The sequence below is a fragment of the Haloarcula litorea genome, assembly GCF_029338195.1.
In the GTDB taxonomy this organism is placed as follows: Archaea; Halobacteriota; Halobacteria; order Halobacteriales; family Haloarculaceae; genus Haloarcula; species Haloarcula litorea.
In genome coordinates this window covers 1,972,751-1,988,658 of sequence record NZ_CP119779.1, presented here as the reverse complement: position 1 = coordinate 1,988,658, position 15,908 = coordinate 1,972,751, and the positions used below count along the sequence as shown (strand labels likewise).

The following is a 15,908-nucleotide window of genomic DNA, read 5'->3' as shown; positions in this document are numbered from 1 at the left end:
GTAAAACGGTTCCGGTCTTTAGGCGAGCCGAAAACGTCACTCGGTGTCGGACTCGTCGGGGCGGTCGAGGAACCCCTCGGGGAGGGACTCGATCTCGCCGGCCTGTGCTCGCCACAGCGTCGCGTAGAGGCCGTCGGCCGCGAGCAGGTCCCCGTGGCTCCCGCGCTCGGCGATCTCGCCGCCGTCGAGCACGAGGACGGTGTCGGCGTCCTTGATCGTCGAGAGGCGGTGGGCGACGACCAGCGTCGTCCGGTCCGCGGCCACCCGGTCCAGCGACGCCTGGATGCGGTACTCGGTCTGGGTGTCGACGGCGCTGGTGGCCTCGTCCAACACGAGCATCGCGGGGTCCTGGAGGACCGTCCGGGCGAGGGCGATGCGCTGGCGCTGGCCGCCCGAGAGCTTCACCCCGCGCTCGCCGACGCGGGTGTCGTACCCGTCCGGGAGGTCCGTGACGAACTCGTGGGCCTCGGCGGCCTTCGCCGCCTCGACGACGGCGTCGCGGTCGGCGTCGAACCGGCCGTAGCGGACGTTGTCGGCGATGGTGCCGTCGAAGAGGAACGTCTCCTGGCGGACGTAGCCGATCGAGCCCCGCAGGCTCGCGGCCGTCACGTCGCGCACGTCGTGACCGTCGACCCGGACCGCGCCCCCGTCGACATCGTAGAGCCGCAGGAGCAGTTCGACCGCGGTGGACTTGCCCGCCCCGGTCGGCCCGACCAGCGCGACCGTCTCCCCGGGCTCGGCGGTGAAGGAGACCTCTTCGAGGATCGTCTCCTCGTCGTAGGCGAAGGTGACGTCGTCGTACTCGACGCGGCCCTCGACGTCGGTCAGCTCGACGGCGTCGTCGGCGTCGGCCACGTCCGGCGGGATGTCCATCAGGCCGAACACGCGCCCGCCGGAGGCCTTGGCGTTCTCGTACCAGTCGACGATGTTGCCGATCTGTGCGAGCGGGCCGACGATCCAGCGGATGAGGAGAACGAAGACGGTGAACGACCCCAGCGTCAGCTCGCCAGAGAAGAACAGCGGCGGCCCGGCGACCAGCCAGTACCCGCCCACGAGGAAGGTCGCGGCGAAGGTCAGCCCCGCCAGCGCCTCCATCCCCGGGCGGTAGAAGTAGCTCAGCCGCAACACCGCCATATTCGCCTCGTAGTACTCGCGGGAGGCGTCGGTGACGCGCTCGGTCTCGTAGGCCTCGGTGCCGGCGGCCTTGACGAGGCCGATGCCGCCGAGGCTGTTCTCCAGCCGGGTGTTCAGGTCGCCGACGCTGGAGCGGACCGCCTCGTACCGGGGTTCGACCAGCCGCGCGAACCCCCACGTGAAGAGGACGATGGCGGGGACCCCCACCAGCGAGACGGCTGCCAGCTGCGGGTTCAGGTAGACGAGGATGGCCGCGATGCCCAGCACCCGGACGGCGATGCGGACGGCGTCCGACAGCGCGTTGTCGAGGAACGTCTCCAGGTTCGAGGCGTCGTTGTCGAGGACGCTCATCACCTCGCCGGTCTGCTTGTCGTCGAAGAAGGCCATGTCCAGCGTCTGCATCTTCGCGAACGTGTCCGTCCGGACGGCGTGCTGGACGCGGTGGGCGAAGGTGTTCATCGTCACGCCCCAGAGCCAGGTGAACACCGCGCCGACGAGGAACGCCGCGACGATGAGCCCGACGGCGAACTCCAGTTGCGCGACCTGTCCCTCGGGGATGCGGGACTGTGGGACCAGCGGGAGGGTGAACGCCGTCGTCTCCGAGAACACGCCGTCGATGGCCGCGCCGAAGACCAGCGGCGGGACCAGCGTCGCCGCCCGGCCGACGACGTTGGCGAGGATGCCGACGACGAACCACTCCCACTCGGGGCGACCGTACTCCCGGAACAGTCGGACCAGCGGCCGGTCGACGTCCGCGCGGTGGGCGTCGAAGGGGTTCTCCTCGTCGGCCGCCATCAGTCCTGGTCCGTTCCCTGCTCCGGCAGTGCCGACAGCGGCGTGACTCGCGGCCCCGTCTCGGTCGACTCGACGTCGGCCTCGACCCCGAAGACGTCGGCGAGCAGCTCCTCCGTGACCACGTCCTCGGGCGGGCCGCGGGCGTAGACCTCGCCGCCGTCGAGCGCGACCACGTGGTCCGCGTAGCGGGCCGCCTGCTCCAGGTCGTGCAGGACCAGCAACACCGTGATGTCGCTCTCGTCCCGGAGCGTCTCGACGATGTCCATCACCTGCAACTGGTGCCGGAGGTCGAGGAACGTCGTCGGTTCGTCCAGCAGCAGCACGTCCGTCTCCTGTGCGAGGACGACGGCGACCCAGACCAGTTGCTTCTGACCGCCGCTGAGGCTCCCGACCTGTCGGTCGCGGAGGTGGTCGACGCCGGCCAGCTCGATGGCCCGGTCGATGGCCGCGCGGTCGGCGTCGGTCAGCGACTCGAAGAACCCGCGGTGTGGGTACCGACCGTGTTCGACGAGCTTCTCGACGGTGATCGAGTCCGGGGCGACGTTCTCCTGGGAGAGCAGCCCGAGCTTCCGGGCCAGCGTCTTCTGGTCGAGGCCGTCGACGTCGGCACCGTCGATGCGGACGGTGCCGCCCTCGCGGTCGAGCTGGTCGGCCAGGGCCTTCAGCAGCGTGCTCTTGCCGCTGCCGTTGGGGCCGACCAGGGCCGTCACCTCGCCGGGCGGGACCCGTACCGACTCCCCGTCGACGACCGGCTCGTCTGTCGTCGGGTAGCCGACGACGATGTCCTCGCCGGCGAACTCGCTGGCGTCGCCGGCGTGGTCGGGGCCGCCGGCGTCGGGCTCGGTCGGCGCGTCGTCGTCCGCTCGCTCGCGGTGGTGCTGTCCCGACATCAGATCTCACCCAGCCGTTCCTGCCGGCGCATCAGGTAGAGGAAGTACGGCCCGCCGACGAGGCCGGTCACGATGCCGACGGGGATCTGGACCGGGTTCAGCGCGAGGCGTGCCCCCACGTCGGCGACGACCATCAGCGCCGGCCCGGCGAACAGACAGCCCACGACGAGCTGCTTGTAGTCGCTGCCGACGATGTTGCGGACCATGTGCGGGACGATGAGCCCGACGAAGCCGACGATGCCCGCGACGGCGATGCTGGCCGCCGCCGCCAGCACCGCCACCCCCGAGAGGGCGAAGCGGACCTTCTCGACGTCCATCCCCAGGGACTTCGCCGTGCTCTCGCCCAGCAGGAGGACGTTCAGCTGCCGGGCGCTGACCAGCGCGAGCCCCAGCGAGAGCACCGTCCACGGCAGCGCCATCCGGACCTGTTCCCAGTCGGTGCCGGTCAGCGAGCCGGTCGTCCAGGCGATGGCCGACTGGACGACGCCGATGCTGTCGGCGAAGAAGAACAGCCCCGTCTGGAGGCTCCCGAAGATCGTGCTGACGATGACCCCGGCGAGGACGAGCCGGACCGGCGAGGTGCCGTTCTTCCAGGCGATGGCGTAGACGATCAGGAAGGCGACGATACCCCCGACGGCGGCGACGATCGGCAGCAGCGAGCCGATCCCCAAGACGAGGGTCCCGACCACCAGCGGGATCACGAGCGTCGCACCCGAGAAGACGACCAGTGTCAGCAGGATCGTCAGCCCCGCCCCCGAGGAGACGCCGAGGATGAACGGGCTCGCGAGTTCGTTGCGCGTGACCGCCTGGAAGATCGCGCCGGAGACGGCGAGGTTCATCCCGACGAGTACCCCCACGAGGACCCGCGGCAGGCGGATGCTCCAGACGATCAGACTGCGCTTGTTCATCTCGGGCAGTTCCGAGCCCAGCAGGAACGACTCCCAGACGCGGCGGTCGAACAGGACGGCCGGGTTGAACACGGCCTGCCACGCGTCGACGATCGTCATCGAGAACGTCCCGAAACTCACCTGCACGAGCCCGCCCGCGACGACGGCGGCGAGGCTCCCCAGGCAGAGCGTCACCAGCGGGCCGTCCACCCAGTCGAACCAGCCCGCTTCCCCCGACGCCGTCCCGGTGCCGTTCGCCGTCCCACTCGCCATCGCTACGGCCACACCTCCCCCGTCGTCCGCTCGGCGACGCGTGTCTCGTCGTCCATATCTTTTAGGCCACCCTAAATAGCTAAAGGAGTTTCGAAACGGGCACACCCGGCGACCGAGCCGGTCGGTCGACCGGCTCAGTCGTCGCCGGTGACGATCGCCGAGAGCCGGCCCCGGTCGAACAGCTCACCGCTGTACGTGTCGGGGTACAGCAGCGTCGCGAACCGCTCGGTCAGGAAGAGGTTCTGGATGGGTCCCTGGTAGATCGGACCGCCGCGGTAGACGTCGTCGTTCTCGACCGCGGTGAGTTCGCTTGCGACGCTGTGTTCCGTCATATAGGAGAGCACCGTGTCGACGAACTCCTCGCGGCTCTTGTCCTCGTGGCCGCGGACGAACAGCGCCGGCGGGTCGACCTCCAGCATCGTCTCGTAGTCGATCCGCCCCCGGTCGTCCGTGGACAGTCCCTCGATGCCGGTCCCCGCCAGCGCGTCGGAGACCCCGAGGTCGTGGAACTGCTTCTTGTTGGTGCCCTTGTCGGTGATGCGGTACGGCGAGAACTTCTCCGGTTCGGCCGACCCGGCGAAACAGAGCAGGCCGGCGGGCCGGTCGTCCGCCGCGGGGAGGTCCGCCTGTACGCGGGCGAGGAAGTCGTCGTGGAAGGACTCGAACGCCGCGTACTGCTCTTCGCGCCCGAAGACCTGCGCGACCTTCCGGAAGGCCCCGTACATGTCGTAGTAGCGGTAGTCGTGCCACGGGTCCGTCCGGCGGAAGACCGTGTTGCCGACGAACGGGCCGACGGTGTCGGTGATCGACTCGACGTCGGCCTCCTCCAGTCCGAAGAAGGAGTTCTGCAGCAGCCACTGCGGGTCGGTGAGGTGGACGTCGTTGTCCAGCTCGAAGTACAGTTCCCTGTCGATTCCCTCGTCGTACAGCTCCGTGACGCTATCCTCGTCGACGGAGACGCCGTCGAGTTCCTCGTAGTACTCCGTGTGGTAGCGGGACTTGACTCCGACCGCCGTCAGGCCGTCGGCCTGGCCGAGCGCGACGCCCATATCGGCGTAGCCCGGGAAGTACGACTCCCACCGCTCGGGGACCGACTCGAAGGTCACGTCGCCGACGGGGGCCATCGAGACGGTGTAGGACTTGCTCCCGGTACCCGTCCGCTCCGTCGCTTCGCCCTCGTCGCCCGCCCCCTCGGAACAGCCCGCGAGCAGTCCGCTCGCGAGGAGTCCGCCGCCGTACTTGAGGTAACTTCGACGTGTTCGGTCGCCGGATTCGTCGCCGTGCATATTTTTAGGCCCGCCTAAATACGCAAAAGGGTTTCCATCTCTCGGGGGGTCTGCGAGACTGTGGACGACCGCCAGTCCCGTCTCAGTGGTCGCCCGTGATGACGTCGGCGACCCGTTCGTGGTCGAACAACTGAGCCTCCGCGTCGGCCAGCGTCGCCAGGCCGTCCCACTCCCCGAACACTTCCGGATAGAACTGCTTGGCCGCGATCTCCGTCTGGAAGAGGTTGATAAGTGGTCCCTGATAGGAGGTGCCCCCGCGGTAGAGCCGGTCGTTCTGGACCGCCGACAGCTGGCCCCCGACCGGGTCCGACCGCATCCGCTCCATCCGCTGCTCGAAGGTCTCGGCGGAGACGTGAGAGAACCCGTACTGGAAGAGGAGCGCGTCTGGGTCGACCTCCAGCAGCTGCTCGTAGTCCCACTTCGCGTAGCCGCCCTCGATGTGCTCGTCGAAGGCCCCCTGCATCCCCAGGTCGCGGTACTGCTTGTGACCGTTGCCATCGTTGACCGGGTACGCGTAGAACGCGCCCTCCTCGAAGTCGGAGTTGACCGACAGCAGGCCGACGGTGGGGCGCTCCTCGGCCGGCGGGAGCTCCGCCTCGATGGTCGCCAGCAGGTCGTCGTGGACCGCCTTCAGCGCCTCGTATCGCTCCTGTTCTTGGAAGACCTCGGCGATCTTCCCGAAGGCTTCGTACAGCGAGTAGTACCGGTAGTCGTGCCAGTCCGAACCGCGACGGCGGATGGAGTTGCCGACGATCGGGCCGACGCTCGTGGCGATCTCCGCGAAGTCGTCGTCGGTCCAGGTGTCGTCCAGCAGCTGGACGAAGTTCGGGTCGAAGAGGTGGACGTCGCTGTCCAGCTCGTAGAACGCCTCCTTGCCGAGCCCGCCATCGCCCATCAGCTGGGTGACGCCGTCGAAGGAGGCGTCGACGCCCGGCAGGTAGTCAAAGTACTCCAGGGGCCAGTTCTCGGTGAAGAGTAGCCCCCGCAGATCGTCCAGCTGGCCGAGCGCGATACCCATATCGCCGTACGTGCTGAAGTAGGCCGACCACGACGAGGGGACCTCGTCGAAGGTGACCTCGCCCATCGGCTCCATCGTCACCGAATACGACGAGTCGCTCACCGTCTCGGTCTCCGTCGTCGCCTCCGTGTCCGTCTCGGTCGGTTCGGACGACGAGTCGCCGCTGCCCTCCGAGCAGCCGGCCAGCAGCGTCCCGCCGACCGCCGCGCCGCCGTACTTCAGCCACTCTCTGCGCGTCGGTGTCTCGCTCGGACCGTCTCCCATAGGATTTAGGCCAGCCTAACGATTTAAAAGCGTTCTCATCTTTTGGTAGGCCTAAACCGCCGTGCGCCCGTGTGTCACCGTGGCCCGCCACACCGCGGACACATCGGCGGCCCGTCCGGCGGCAGTTCGAACCCGCAGTGGGGGCACTCACCCTCAGGCGCGGCGGTGATCTCCGAGGCCATCTCGTCGGTGGTTCCCCGCAGGGCCTCCACGTCGCCGAACGGCTCGTCGCCCGCGGCGTCGCTGTCGGCGGCGTCGAGCGCGAAGGCGGCCCGATCGGCGACGAACTGCTCGTCGTCGCTCCGCAGGCTCCGCAGTCCGCCGATCGGCACCCCGTCGGCGTCGGTACGCGCCAGGACACCCAGCGCCTCCGCGGCGCGCCCCCGCACCTGCGGAACCTCATCGTCGAGGCGACCCGCCAGCGCGTCCCGCGCGTCCGCCAGCGCCGCGGGATCGCGGTCGCCGGTCGCGACCAGCATCGTACAGAGGTGGTAGCGGACGAGGTCGCGGTCGTCGTCGAGGTGATCCGAGAGGCTCCCGACCAGGTGCGTGAGCCGGTCGGGGTCGGCGAGCGCGACGCACTCCAGCGCCTTCGCGAGCTTCTCCCGCACCTCGGGTTCGTCGAAGGCCAGCCCGACCCGGAGGTCGGCCAGCCGCTCGGGGGTCCCCACTTCGTCGGGCGCGGCCAGCGCCAGATAGCCCAGTGCCTCCGCACAGCGAGCGCGGACGTAGTAGAACTCCGTCTCGTCGGCGAGCCGGTCGGCCAGCGCAGCCGCCGCCGGGCGGCATCCCTCCGGATCGGCGTCGGCCGCGGCGACGAGCGTCTTCGCGGCCGTGAGCCGCAGCGACCGGTCCTCGGCCGCGAGGAACGCCGCCAACTGCTGGGCGACGCCCTCGACGGTTCCCCCGTCGTCGGCGAGAACGGAGCGGGCGTCCCGGAGCGCGGCCTTCGCGGTCTCGGGGTCCCGATCGCGCAGGCGTTCGAGATGCGCCTCCGCGGCGGCCGCGTCGCCGGTGTGGAGGGTCTCAGCGAGCCCGTCGGCGGGGGATTCGCTCTCGTCCATCGTCAGTCGACTGTCGGACCGGCCGATTAAAGCCTTCTCTCTCGTCACCGACCTTCTCCGCACGCCACAGAGCTCCTTTAGCTCCGCCTAAAGTTACTTTAGGGCGAGCTAATCGGTTAATTATATCCCCGTGGCGTCCCAAGCACGTCGCGTATGAGCGCCGAAGGCCTCGAACGCAAGACGCGGAACTACCTCAGCAACAACGTCCCCCAGATCCAGGACCACGGCGGGAACTTCGAAGTCCGTGACGTCGACGAGGCGGCCGGCACCGCGACGGTCGCCATCGGCGGTGCCTGTTCGGGCTGTGGCATCGCCCCGATGACGATGAAGGCCATCGAGCGCCAGCTGCCCGACGCGGTCGACGAGCTCGCCGACGTCGAGGTCGTCCGCACCGGCGGTCCGCAGGCGGCCGTGATGCCCTCCAAGACCGACGAGATGGAGGAGATGGACGAGTACGAGGACTACTCGCCGCCGTTCTGAGCCGCCCGCGAACAGTTCTCCGGACGTCGAGCGGCCCGCCTACGACAGGTCGAACTTCTCGGCGGCGGTCTGCATGTCCTTGTCCCCGCGCCCACAGAGGTTGACGAGGATGGTGTCGTGGCGGTCTTCCTCGGCGAGCTTGATCGCCAGCGCGATGGCGTGGCTGGGCTCAAGCGCCGGGATGATCCCCTCGGCCTCGCTCAGTTCCCGGAACGCCGCCAGCGCCTCCTCGTCGGTGATCCCGTGGTACTCGGCGCGACCGAGCGACTGGAGCGCGGCGTGTTCCGGGCCGACCGCCGGGTAGTCGAGGCCGGCGCTGACCGAGTGGTTCTCCGTGTCGTCGTCGATGACCCGCGTCTTCATCCCCTGGAAGATCTGCGGGTCCTCGTTCTCCGTCGCCGACAGCGGCGCGGAGTGTTGCCCGGAGTCCAGCCCCTTGCCGGCCGGCTCGGCCCCGTAGAGGGCAACGTCGTCGTCCTTGAACGCGTGGAACAGGCCGATCGCGTTCGAGCCGCCGCCGACGCAGGCCACGCAGGCGTCGGGCAGGTCGCCGTGGAGGTCCTGGATCTGCTCGCGGGCCTCGCGGCCGATGACCGACTGGAACTCCCGGACCATCCGCGGGAACGGGTCCGGCCCGACGGCGCTGCCGACGAGGTAGTGGGTCTCCTCGGTGTTCTCGACGAGGTCCTCCATCGCGGCGTCGACGGCCTCCGCGAGCCCCTCGTTGCCCCGCTCGACTGGCTCGACGTCGGCCCCCATCAGCCGCATCCGGAAGACGTTCATCTCCTGGCGCTGCATGTCGTGCCGACCCATGTAGACGGTCGTGTCCATGTCCAGCAGCGCGCCGACCATCGCCGTCGCGGTGCCGTGCTGGCCCGCGCCGGTCTCCGCGATGAGCCGCTCTTTCCCCGCCTTCTTCGCCAGCAGCGCCTGCCCGAGCGTGTTGTTCAGCTTGTGAGCCCCGCCGTGGAGCAGGTCCTCGTGCTTGAAGTAGATGTTCGCGTCGTAGCGCTCGCTGAGCGTCTCGGCGTGGAACACCGGCGTCGGCCGGCCACCGAAGTGCTCCCGGAGGGAGTCCAGTTCCTCGACGAACGCCTGGTCGTCCCGGAGCTCCTCGAAAGCCGCCGCGAGCTCCGCGAGCGGTTCCTCGAGCGGTTCCGGGACGTGTCGACCACCGAACTCCTCGAACTCGCCTGGTGAAGACATACCACTGCCTGACGACGGTGGCGAGTAAAAGCTACCGTTGCCCGGCCGCTGGTGCGGTTTGTCACAGATACGCGGTGAGAGTGATACGTATGCTCTCTTATTCCCAGTGGAACTTTCGATACCCGGTAGAAATAAGTCGCTGTGGTACTACGTGTCAAGCGATGCTGGGGAGAATCAAACGGGCGATGCGAACCGGCTCGACCGGCACCGACCGCTGTCGTCGCTGCGGCGGGCCGACACTCCCCGGCGCGGTCAGGTGTGAGGGCTGTCGCGACTGAGCCTCAGCGGTGGGCCGCTCGCGCCAGCGCGTGTGCGCGCTCGTTCTCCCCTCGCCCGACCGCCCGGTAGGTCACGACCGGCACGTCCGCGACGGCGTCGCGGATGCGCTCGACGCGCCGGCGCGTGATCCGGTCCGACGGGGTGGCCGACTCCTCGGGGTCGACGGCCCGGACGACTGCGTCGGCGTCGCCGTGGACGTGCAGCGAGGCCACGCGCGTCCCGAGCCCCTCGACGGCACGGACCGCCTCCAGCAGCGCCCGGAACTCCAGGTGGGCACTGGAGACGAAGGCGTCGACGCGCTCCGACCCCTCGACGACGGTCTCGGCCCCGTCGTCGACGTGGTAGCCGACGGCCGCCGAGGTGGGACTGGCGTTGTCGGCCCCGTAGTGGACGCTGGCGTCGAAGTACAGCAGCAGTGACGGGGCCGGACTGTCGTCGATCGGCGACACAGCCATCCTCCGGTCGGGCGGAGCAAATGCCCGTCGGTCCGACGTGTGCGCGCCCGGTGGGGCGAATACACAGTAATACAACGCACACACCTCCGCCCGCCGTTCCGAACGGCGGCGTCAGTCCGCCGCGTCGACCACACACCGGAAGCCGATGTTGCCGGTCGAGCTGTCGGGCGTGTTCTTCGAGCGGGCGGCGACGCGGTAGCGGTTGCACCACGACCGGTGACAGAGGTACGAGCCACCGCGCATCACGCGCTGGGTGCCGTCCGCGGGACCGGTGGGGTCGACGTGGCTGTAGTCGTCGGTCGCGTGGTGGTCCGGGCTGAACCAGTCGGCACACCACTCCCAGACGTTGCCCGAGACGTTGTAGAGGCCGTGGCCGTTGGGCTCGTAGGCGTCGACGGGAGCCGTGCCGTGGTAGCCGTCCGCCGCCGTGTCGTGGTCGGGGAACTCCCCTTGCCAGACGTTGCAGCGGTGCTCGCCGCCGGGTCGCAGGTCGTCGCCCCACGGGAAGCGTTTCCCGTCGAGTCCCCCGCGGGCGGCGTACTCCCACTCGGCCTCGGTCGGGAGTCGCTTGCCGGCCCACTCGGCGTAGGCGCGGGCGTCGCGCCACGAGACGTGTGTCACGGGATGTTTCAACCGCTCGCGGTCGTCCAGGACGCTCGAACTGGGGCCGTCGGGCCGGAGCCACGTCGCGTCCGCGACGGCGACCCACCAGGGGGCGGCGTCGACGCGCTGGCGGACGTGCTCGCGGTCGGCGTCGGCCACGAAGTCCTCGAAGACGAACGACCAGCCGTACCGCTCGGCGTCGGTGGTGTGGCCGGTCTCGCGGACGAACGTCAGGAACTCCGCGACGGTCACCGCGTGGCGGTCGACGTGGAACGGCGACAGCGTGACCTCGCGAGTCGGCCCCTCACCGTCCTGGGGGAAGCCCTCGTCGGAGTCGGTCCCCATCGTGAACGTCCCGCCGTCGAGGCGGACCATCCCCTCGGTCCGGTCGTCGTCGCCGCCCGCCGGTTCGGTCGCCCGTCGCGCGGCGTCGGTGCCTCGCCGGTCGCCGCCCGCGCGGGCCGGGCGCTCGTCGGACCCGCGGTCGGGCCCACAGCAGGCCGGGTCCTCGTCGGTCATAGTCGGGTGTCACCGCGGGACACACGAAGTCGTTTCGCCGCAGCGGGGGACCCCGCCTGGTCGCCCGCGCGACGGGACGCCCGTCTCATCGGTCCGTCGGGAACGACCGCGCCCGCTCGACGGCCCGGACCTGTCGGTCGCTGCGGTCGGTCTCACGGTAGTACGCCGCCAGTTCTTCGGGGTCGACGTAGTAGAAGGGGCCGGAGTCGACGGCCATCCGCGCGAGCGGGTCGGTGCCGCCGGCGTCGGCGGTGGCGAGCATCTCGTCCCGCCAGTCGGCCAGCCGGCGGCGCAACCGATCGGCGACGTCAGGGTGGTCGGCGACGACGTTCTCCGTCATGTGCGGGTCCGCCTCGCGGTCGTGGAGCAGTTCGAGGCCGGCGGCCGGCCCCTCGGCGTCGGGCGCGTTGAACAGCGCCGGGTGCGAGAACACGCCGGGGTGGAGGATCCGGATGTACGCCCACTCGTCCTCGTAGACCGCGCGGCTGAACGTGAAGATGCCGTGGCCACAGACCAGCGCGTCACGGCCGTCGAACGACCGGCCGCGGAGGGCGTCGGTCAGCGGCGCGGCGTCCCAGCCGTCCGGGACGGGGGCGTCGAAGAGGTCACAGAGCGTCGCCGTCAGGTCGAACTGGTAGACCTGCGCGTCGACGGCGCGGTCGGGATCGTCGACGGCCGGCCCGGCGACGACGAGCGGGACCCGCTGCGTGGGCGGGTGCGCGAGGCCGTGTTCGGCGTAGAGGCCGTGTTCGCCCAGCGCCTCGCCGTGGTCGGCGGTGACGACGACGGTGACCTCCTCGCGGACGCCGGCGTCGTCGAGCGCCGTCAGCAGTCGATCGACGTGGCGATCGATCCGACGGACGCTGGCGTCGTAGCCGTCGACGAGGTGGGCGACGTCCTCGGGCGTCTCGAAGCGGTCCGGCATCGGCCAGTCGGCGTACTGGGCCTCGTAGTCCGGCTCGCCGACGGCGTCGGGCGTCGGCCAGAGGTCGGCGGTCCGGGGCCCGGTCGTCCCCCGCTGGGCGGCGAGGGCCTCGCCGTCTGGCCAGTCGGGGGTCCAGTCGTCGTCCCGGAGCGTCTCGACGTCGTCGGTCACGTCGTGGTACGGGTGGTGGACGCCCCAGTACTGGACGTGCAACAGCCAGTCGTCGTCGGCCGCGTGGCGGTCGAGCCAGGCGGTCGCCTCGCGGGTCACGTCGGCGGCCGTCTCGGTGTCCTTCCGGGGCGTGGGCTGGATCGCGTCCGTGAACGAGCCGCTGAAGTGGTACGCCGCGTGGTGGCTGCCGAAGCTGCTGACCGTCGCGGTCCGCACGCCGTGGCGCGAGAGGTGTCGGAACGCCAGCGGCGCGTCCGCGTCGGCCTCGTGGCCGCTCGCGCCGTGGTCGTACCACTGGCCCTCGCCGAAGTGGGTGACGACCCCGGTCCGCGCGCCGAACCGGCCCGCGGCCAGCGCCGTCCGGCTCGGGAGACAGGGCGTGTCGGAGGCGTACGCCCGCGTGAACCGGACGCCGTCGGCCGCCAGCGCGTCGACGGTCGGCGAGGTCGGGCGGTCGTAGCCGTAGCAGCCGAGGTGGTCCGGCCGCAGCGAATCCACGTCGACGAGGAGGACCCTCACGGCGCGTCACCGCCGGCGGCGACGGTCGCGTCGGCCCCGTCGACGAGGGCGGCGACGGCGTCGCGCTCGACGTCGAGCGACGACGGGGTCCTCGTGACCCCCTCGTCGGGGTCGAGCCCGAACAGGGCGCGCAGGAGCGCGACCGGGGTCGACGCGCCCCACGCCTGCGGCTCGCAGGCGGAGGGGTACGGGTACGGCGTCTCGTCGGCGAACCCGCAGTACAGCTCCGGGACCCGCTGCCGGTCGAGGTTCCGGCAGGCCTCGAGTACGCCGGTCGCGACGCGCTCGGCCGCCTCGTGGAAGCCGTAGTCGGCGGTCCCCAGCGCGACGAGGGCGTTGTCGTGGGGCCAGACGCTCCCCACGTGGTAGGAGACGGGGCTGTAGCCCGCGTCCTCGCTGCTCATCGTCCGCACGCCCCAGCCGGAGTTCAGCCCGTCGTCCAGCAGCGTGTCGACGACCGCCCCCGCCCGCTCGTCGGGGACGAGCCCCGACCAGAGGCAGTGGCCGACGTTGGAGGTCGTCGAGTCGACCACCCGCCCGTCGCCGGTCAGGGCCGTCCCGTAGTACTCCCGTTCCGGGAGCCAGAACTCGGCGTCGAACCGCTCGGCGAGGCGCTCGGCGCGGCGCTCGTACTCGCGGGCGTCGGCGTACTGGTCGCGCTCGCGAGCCATCGCCGCGGTCCGCCGGTAGGCGTCGTAGACGTACCCCTGCACCTCGGCGCTGGCCAGCGGCGCGTCGGCCGGCCGCCCGTCGGCGAACTGGACGCTGCGTTCCGTGTCCCGCCAGGCCTTGTGGACCAGCCCGGCGCTGTCGGCCTCGCGGTAGTAGAGGAAGGGGTCCTCCCGGCCCCGGTCGGTCGCGCGGTCGAGCCAGTCGACGGCGCGCTGGGCGGCCGCCCAGAGGTCGTCGACGAGCGACTCGTCCCCGGTCCAGCGCCGCGTCTCGTCGAGGACGACCAGCCACAGCGGCGTCGCGTCGACGGTGCCGTAGTACGGCGTATGCGGGATCTCCCCCCGCTCGGCGAGTTCGCCCTGTCGGATCTCGTGGAAGATCTTGCCCGGTGCCTCCTCGCGGTAGGGGTCCTCGCCGGTCCCCTGGTGGGCGGCGAGGTATCGGAGCGTCCCGGCCGCCAGCGTCGGCGCGACCGGGACGGCGTTGTACGCCGTCAGCAGCGCGTCGCGGCCGAACACGGTCGCGAACCACGGGACCCCGGCCAGCGGCACCGGGCCGTGGTCGGTGGCCGTCACCAGCGCCCGCAGGTCCGCCACGGCGCGCTCGAACAGCGTCCCGTAGCGGCTCCCCGCGAGGGCGGCGGCGTCGACGCCGAGTTCGGGACCGCCGGCCGCCTCGACCGCGCGGTCGAACAGCGACGCCTCGACCGGGCCGTCGGTCCCGCCGGGGAGCGCCGCCACGGTCACCGTCTCGGACGCCTGCGAGGCCAGCGGGAGCCGGCAGGTCGCGCCCCGGGAGGTCAGCGTCTCCGGCGCGCGGTCGAACCACACGGTCGTCGCCGCGCCGCCCGCGTCCGCCGGGTCGTAGCGCCACCCGATCCGGTCGTCCCCCGCGGAGCGTTCGATCTCGCGGTCGATCCCCGTCGAGAGGTCCCGCACCTCGAAGAGGTTCTCGAAGTCGGCGTCGACGTCGACCGACAGCTGGACCGTCGTCGCCGACCGCGCGTGGTTGGTGACGTGTACGCGCTCGACGAGGCCGAGGCCCTCGGCGACGACCTGGTCCCGCGTCAGCGCCAGCGTCGTGTGTTTCTGTTCCTCGGACTCGTCGATCTTGTTCACCGTCGAGGCGGCGTCGGCGTACGTCACCCGCCGTCGCCACGGCGACTGGAGGGTGCTGCCCACCGGTGCGAGGTCGGTTCCCTCGACGGAGACAGACAGGTCCGAGAGGTAGCGCGTGTCCCGGTGGAACAGGCCGCCGGTCCCGTCGAGCGCGAACGCCTCGTCGGTGACGAGGAACGTGTGGCCGTCGACGAGCACCTCCTCAGTCATCGTCGCCCTTGTGCGACTCCGGGACTGGCGTGCTCGGCCCCTCGATCGTCGCCTCGTTGACGCGCTCGCCGGACGCCGGATCGAAGAGGTGGACCTGGTCGGGGACGAGCCGGACGCTGACCCGGTCGCCGGTGCCGAAGTCCTCGCTGGAGTCGACCTGTGCGACGAACTCCTCGACGCCGGGCGGTTCGAAGAACAGGTAGCGGTTCGCCCCGTGGAACTCCTCGAAGGCCACCTCCATCGACAGCCACTCGCTCCCCCCGGGATCGTCCTGCCTGACCTCGACGTGTTCCGGGCGCGCCCCGAGGACGACGTCCCGCTCGCCGACAGCGTCGGTGTCGACCGGCACGGCGAGGCTGGCGTCGCCGAACCCGCCGACGCGGACCACGTCGCTCTCGACGGTGGCGTCGACGAGGTTCATCGTCGGGCTGCCGATGAACCGGGCGACGAAGAGGTTCGCCGGCTCGTAGAACACCGTCTCCGGGGTGCCCAGCTGCTGGATCTCGCCGTCGTTCATCACCGCGATGCGGTCGCCCATCGTCATCGCCTCGCTCTGGTTGTGGGTGACGTGGACGGTGGTGATCCCCAGCCGCTTCTGGAGCCGGACGATCTCCGTCTCCATCTGGTCCCGGAGGTTGGCGTCGAGGTTCGCAAGCGGCTCGTCGAGCATGAAGGCTGCGGGGTTGGTGACGATGGCCCGGCCCAGCGAGACGCGCTGTTTCTGCCCGCCCGAGAGCTCGCTGATGTCCCGCTCCAGCAGCTCGCCGATGTCGAGCATCTCCGCGATGTCCTCGACGCGGGCCTCGATCTCCTCGCCGTCGAGGTCGCCCTGCATCCGGAGGTTGAACGAGATGTTCTCGAAGACGCTCATATGCGGGAACAGCGCGAAGTTCTGGAAGACGAGCGCCACGTCCCGCTTGCGGGCCGGGATGTCGGTCACGCGGTTGTCGTCGATGTAGACCTCGCCCTCGGTGGGGGTCTCCAGCCCGGTGATGGTCCGCAACAGCGTGGTCTTCCCGCAGCCGCTGGGCCCGACGAGGACCAGCAGTTCGCTGTCCTCGATCTCGAAGTCGACGTCGTCGACGGCCGTTACGTCACTGAACTCCTTGGTCACGTTGTCGAGTCTGATCGTACTCATAG

The 15,908-nt window shown here is 70.4% G+C and carries 13 protein-coding genes; 1 reads left to right on the top strand and 12 read right to left on the bottom strand.

Going from position 1 to position 15,908, the window contains the following annotated elements; genetic code table 11:
• Positions 1-36: 36 nt before the first annotated feature.
• The 6 genes from P0592_RS10625 to P0592_RS10600 all read right to left on the bottom strand — a co-directional run bounded on the left by P0592_RS10625 (position 37) and on the right by P0592_RS10600 (position 7,611).
• Positions 37-1,929 (bottom strand): ABC transporter ATP-binding protein, encoded by a 1,893-nt coding sequence (locus tag P0592_RS10625; protein WP_276270864.1) that lies wholly within the window; start codon positions 1,927-1,929, stop codon positions 37-39.
• A complete protein-coding gene (locus P0592_RS10620; RefSeq protein ID WP_276270863.1) occupies positions 1,929-2,819 on the bottom strand; it encodes an ABC transporter ATP-binding protein in 891 nt (296 codons plus the stop codon). Before P0592_RS10620 ends, P0592_RS10625 begins: the two co-directional genes overlap by 1 nt.
• The gene (locus P0592_RS10615; protein WP_276270862.1) at positions 2,819-3,979 is read right to left on the bottom strand and encodes a FecCD family ABC transporter permease; all 1,161 of its coding nucleotides are present in this window, start codon (positions 3,977-3,979) and stop codon (positions 2,819-2,821) included. Before P0592_RS10615 ends, P0592_RS10620 begins: the two co-directional genes overlap by 1 nt.
• A gap of 134 nt (positions 3,980-4,113) precedes the next feature.
• Complete coding sequence (locus tag P0592_RS10610) at positions 4,114-5,265, bottom strand: ABC transporter substrate-binding protein (protein WP_276270861.1); 1,152 nt, start codon at positions 5,263-5,265, stop codon at positions 4,114-4,116.
• Between the two features lie 82 nt (positions 5,266-5,347).
• Positions 5,348-6,547 carry an ABC transporter substrate-binding protein gene (locus P0592_RS10605; RefSeq protein ID WP_276270860.1) on the bottom strand — a complete coding sequence of 400 codons (1,200 nt, stop codon included), beginning with the start codon at positions 6,545-6,547 and terminating at the stop codon, positions 5,348-5,350.
• A gap of 74 nt (positions 6,548-6,621) precedes the next feature.
• Positions 6,622-7,611, bottom strand: a complete 990-nt coding sequence (locus P0592_RS10600; RefSeq protein WP_276270859.1) for a HEAT repeat domain-containing protein — start codon at positions 7,609-7,611, stop codon at positions 6,622-6,624.
• Positions 7,612-7,764: 153 nt separating this feature from the next.
• Here P0592_RS10600 and P0592_RS10595 point away from each other — a divergent pair, with 153 nt between their 5' ends.
• The gene (locus tag P0592_RS10595; RefSeq protein ID WP_276270858.1) at positions 7,765-8,091 is read left to right on the top strand and encodes a NifU family protein; all 327 of its coding nucleotides are present in this window, start codon (positions 7,765-7,767) and stop codon (positions 8,089-8,091) included.
• 39 nt (positions 8,092-8,130) lie between these two features.
• Here P0592_RS10595 and trpB read toward each other — a convergent pair whose 3' ends face one another.
• From trpB to P0592_RS10565, 6 genes are all read right to left on the bottom strand, one after another.
• The gene (gene trpB / locus P0592_RS10590) at positions 8,131-9,297 is read right to left on the bottom strand and encodes a tryptophan synthase subunit beta (protein ID WP_276270857.1); all 1,167 of its coding nucleotides are present in this window, start codon (positions 9,295-9,297) and stop codon (positions 8,131-8,133) included.
• A 281-nt stretch (positions 9,298-9,578) separates the two neighbouring features.
• On the bottom strand, positions 9,579-10,025 hold the full coding sequence (locus P0592_RS10585; protein ID WP_276270856.1) for a reverse transcriptase-like protein: 447 nt from the start codon (positions 10,023-10,025) through the stop codon (positions 9,579-9,581).
• A gap of 117 nt (positions 10,026-10,142) precedes the next feature.
• Positions 10,143-11,153, bottom strand: a complete 1,011-nt coding sequence (locus P0592_RS10580) for a formylglycine-generating enzyme family protein (protein WP_276270855.1) — start codon at positions 11,151-11,153, stop codon at positions 10,143-10,145.
• 85 nt (positions 11,154-11,238) lie between these two features.
• A complete protein-coding gene (locus P0592_RS10575; protein ID WP_276270854.1) occupies positions 11,239-12,768 on the bottom strand; it encodes a sulfatase family protein in 1,530 nt (509 codons plus the stop codon).
• A complete protein-coding gene (locus tag P0592_RS10570) occupies positions 12,765-14,768 on the bottom strand; it encodes an amylo-alpha-1,6-glucosidase (protein ID WP_276270853.1) in 2,004 nt (667 codons plus the stop codon). Before P0592_RS10570 ends, P0592_RS10575 begins: the two co-directional genes overlap by 4 nt.
• Positions 14,761-15,906 carry an ABC transporter ATP-binding protein gene (locus tag P0592_RS10565; RefSeq protein WP_276270852.1) on the bottom strand — a complete coding sequence of 382 codons (1,146 nt, stop codon included), beginning with the start codon at positions 15,904-15,906 and terminating at the stop codon, positions 14,761-14,763. The genes P0592_RS10570 and P0592_RS10565 overlap by 8 nt, the downstream gene beginning before the upstream one ends.
• Between the last annotated feature and the right edge of the window lie 2 nt (positions 15,907-15,908).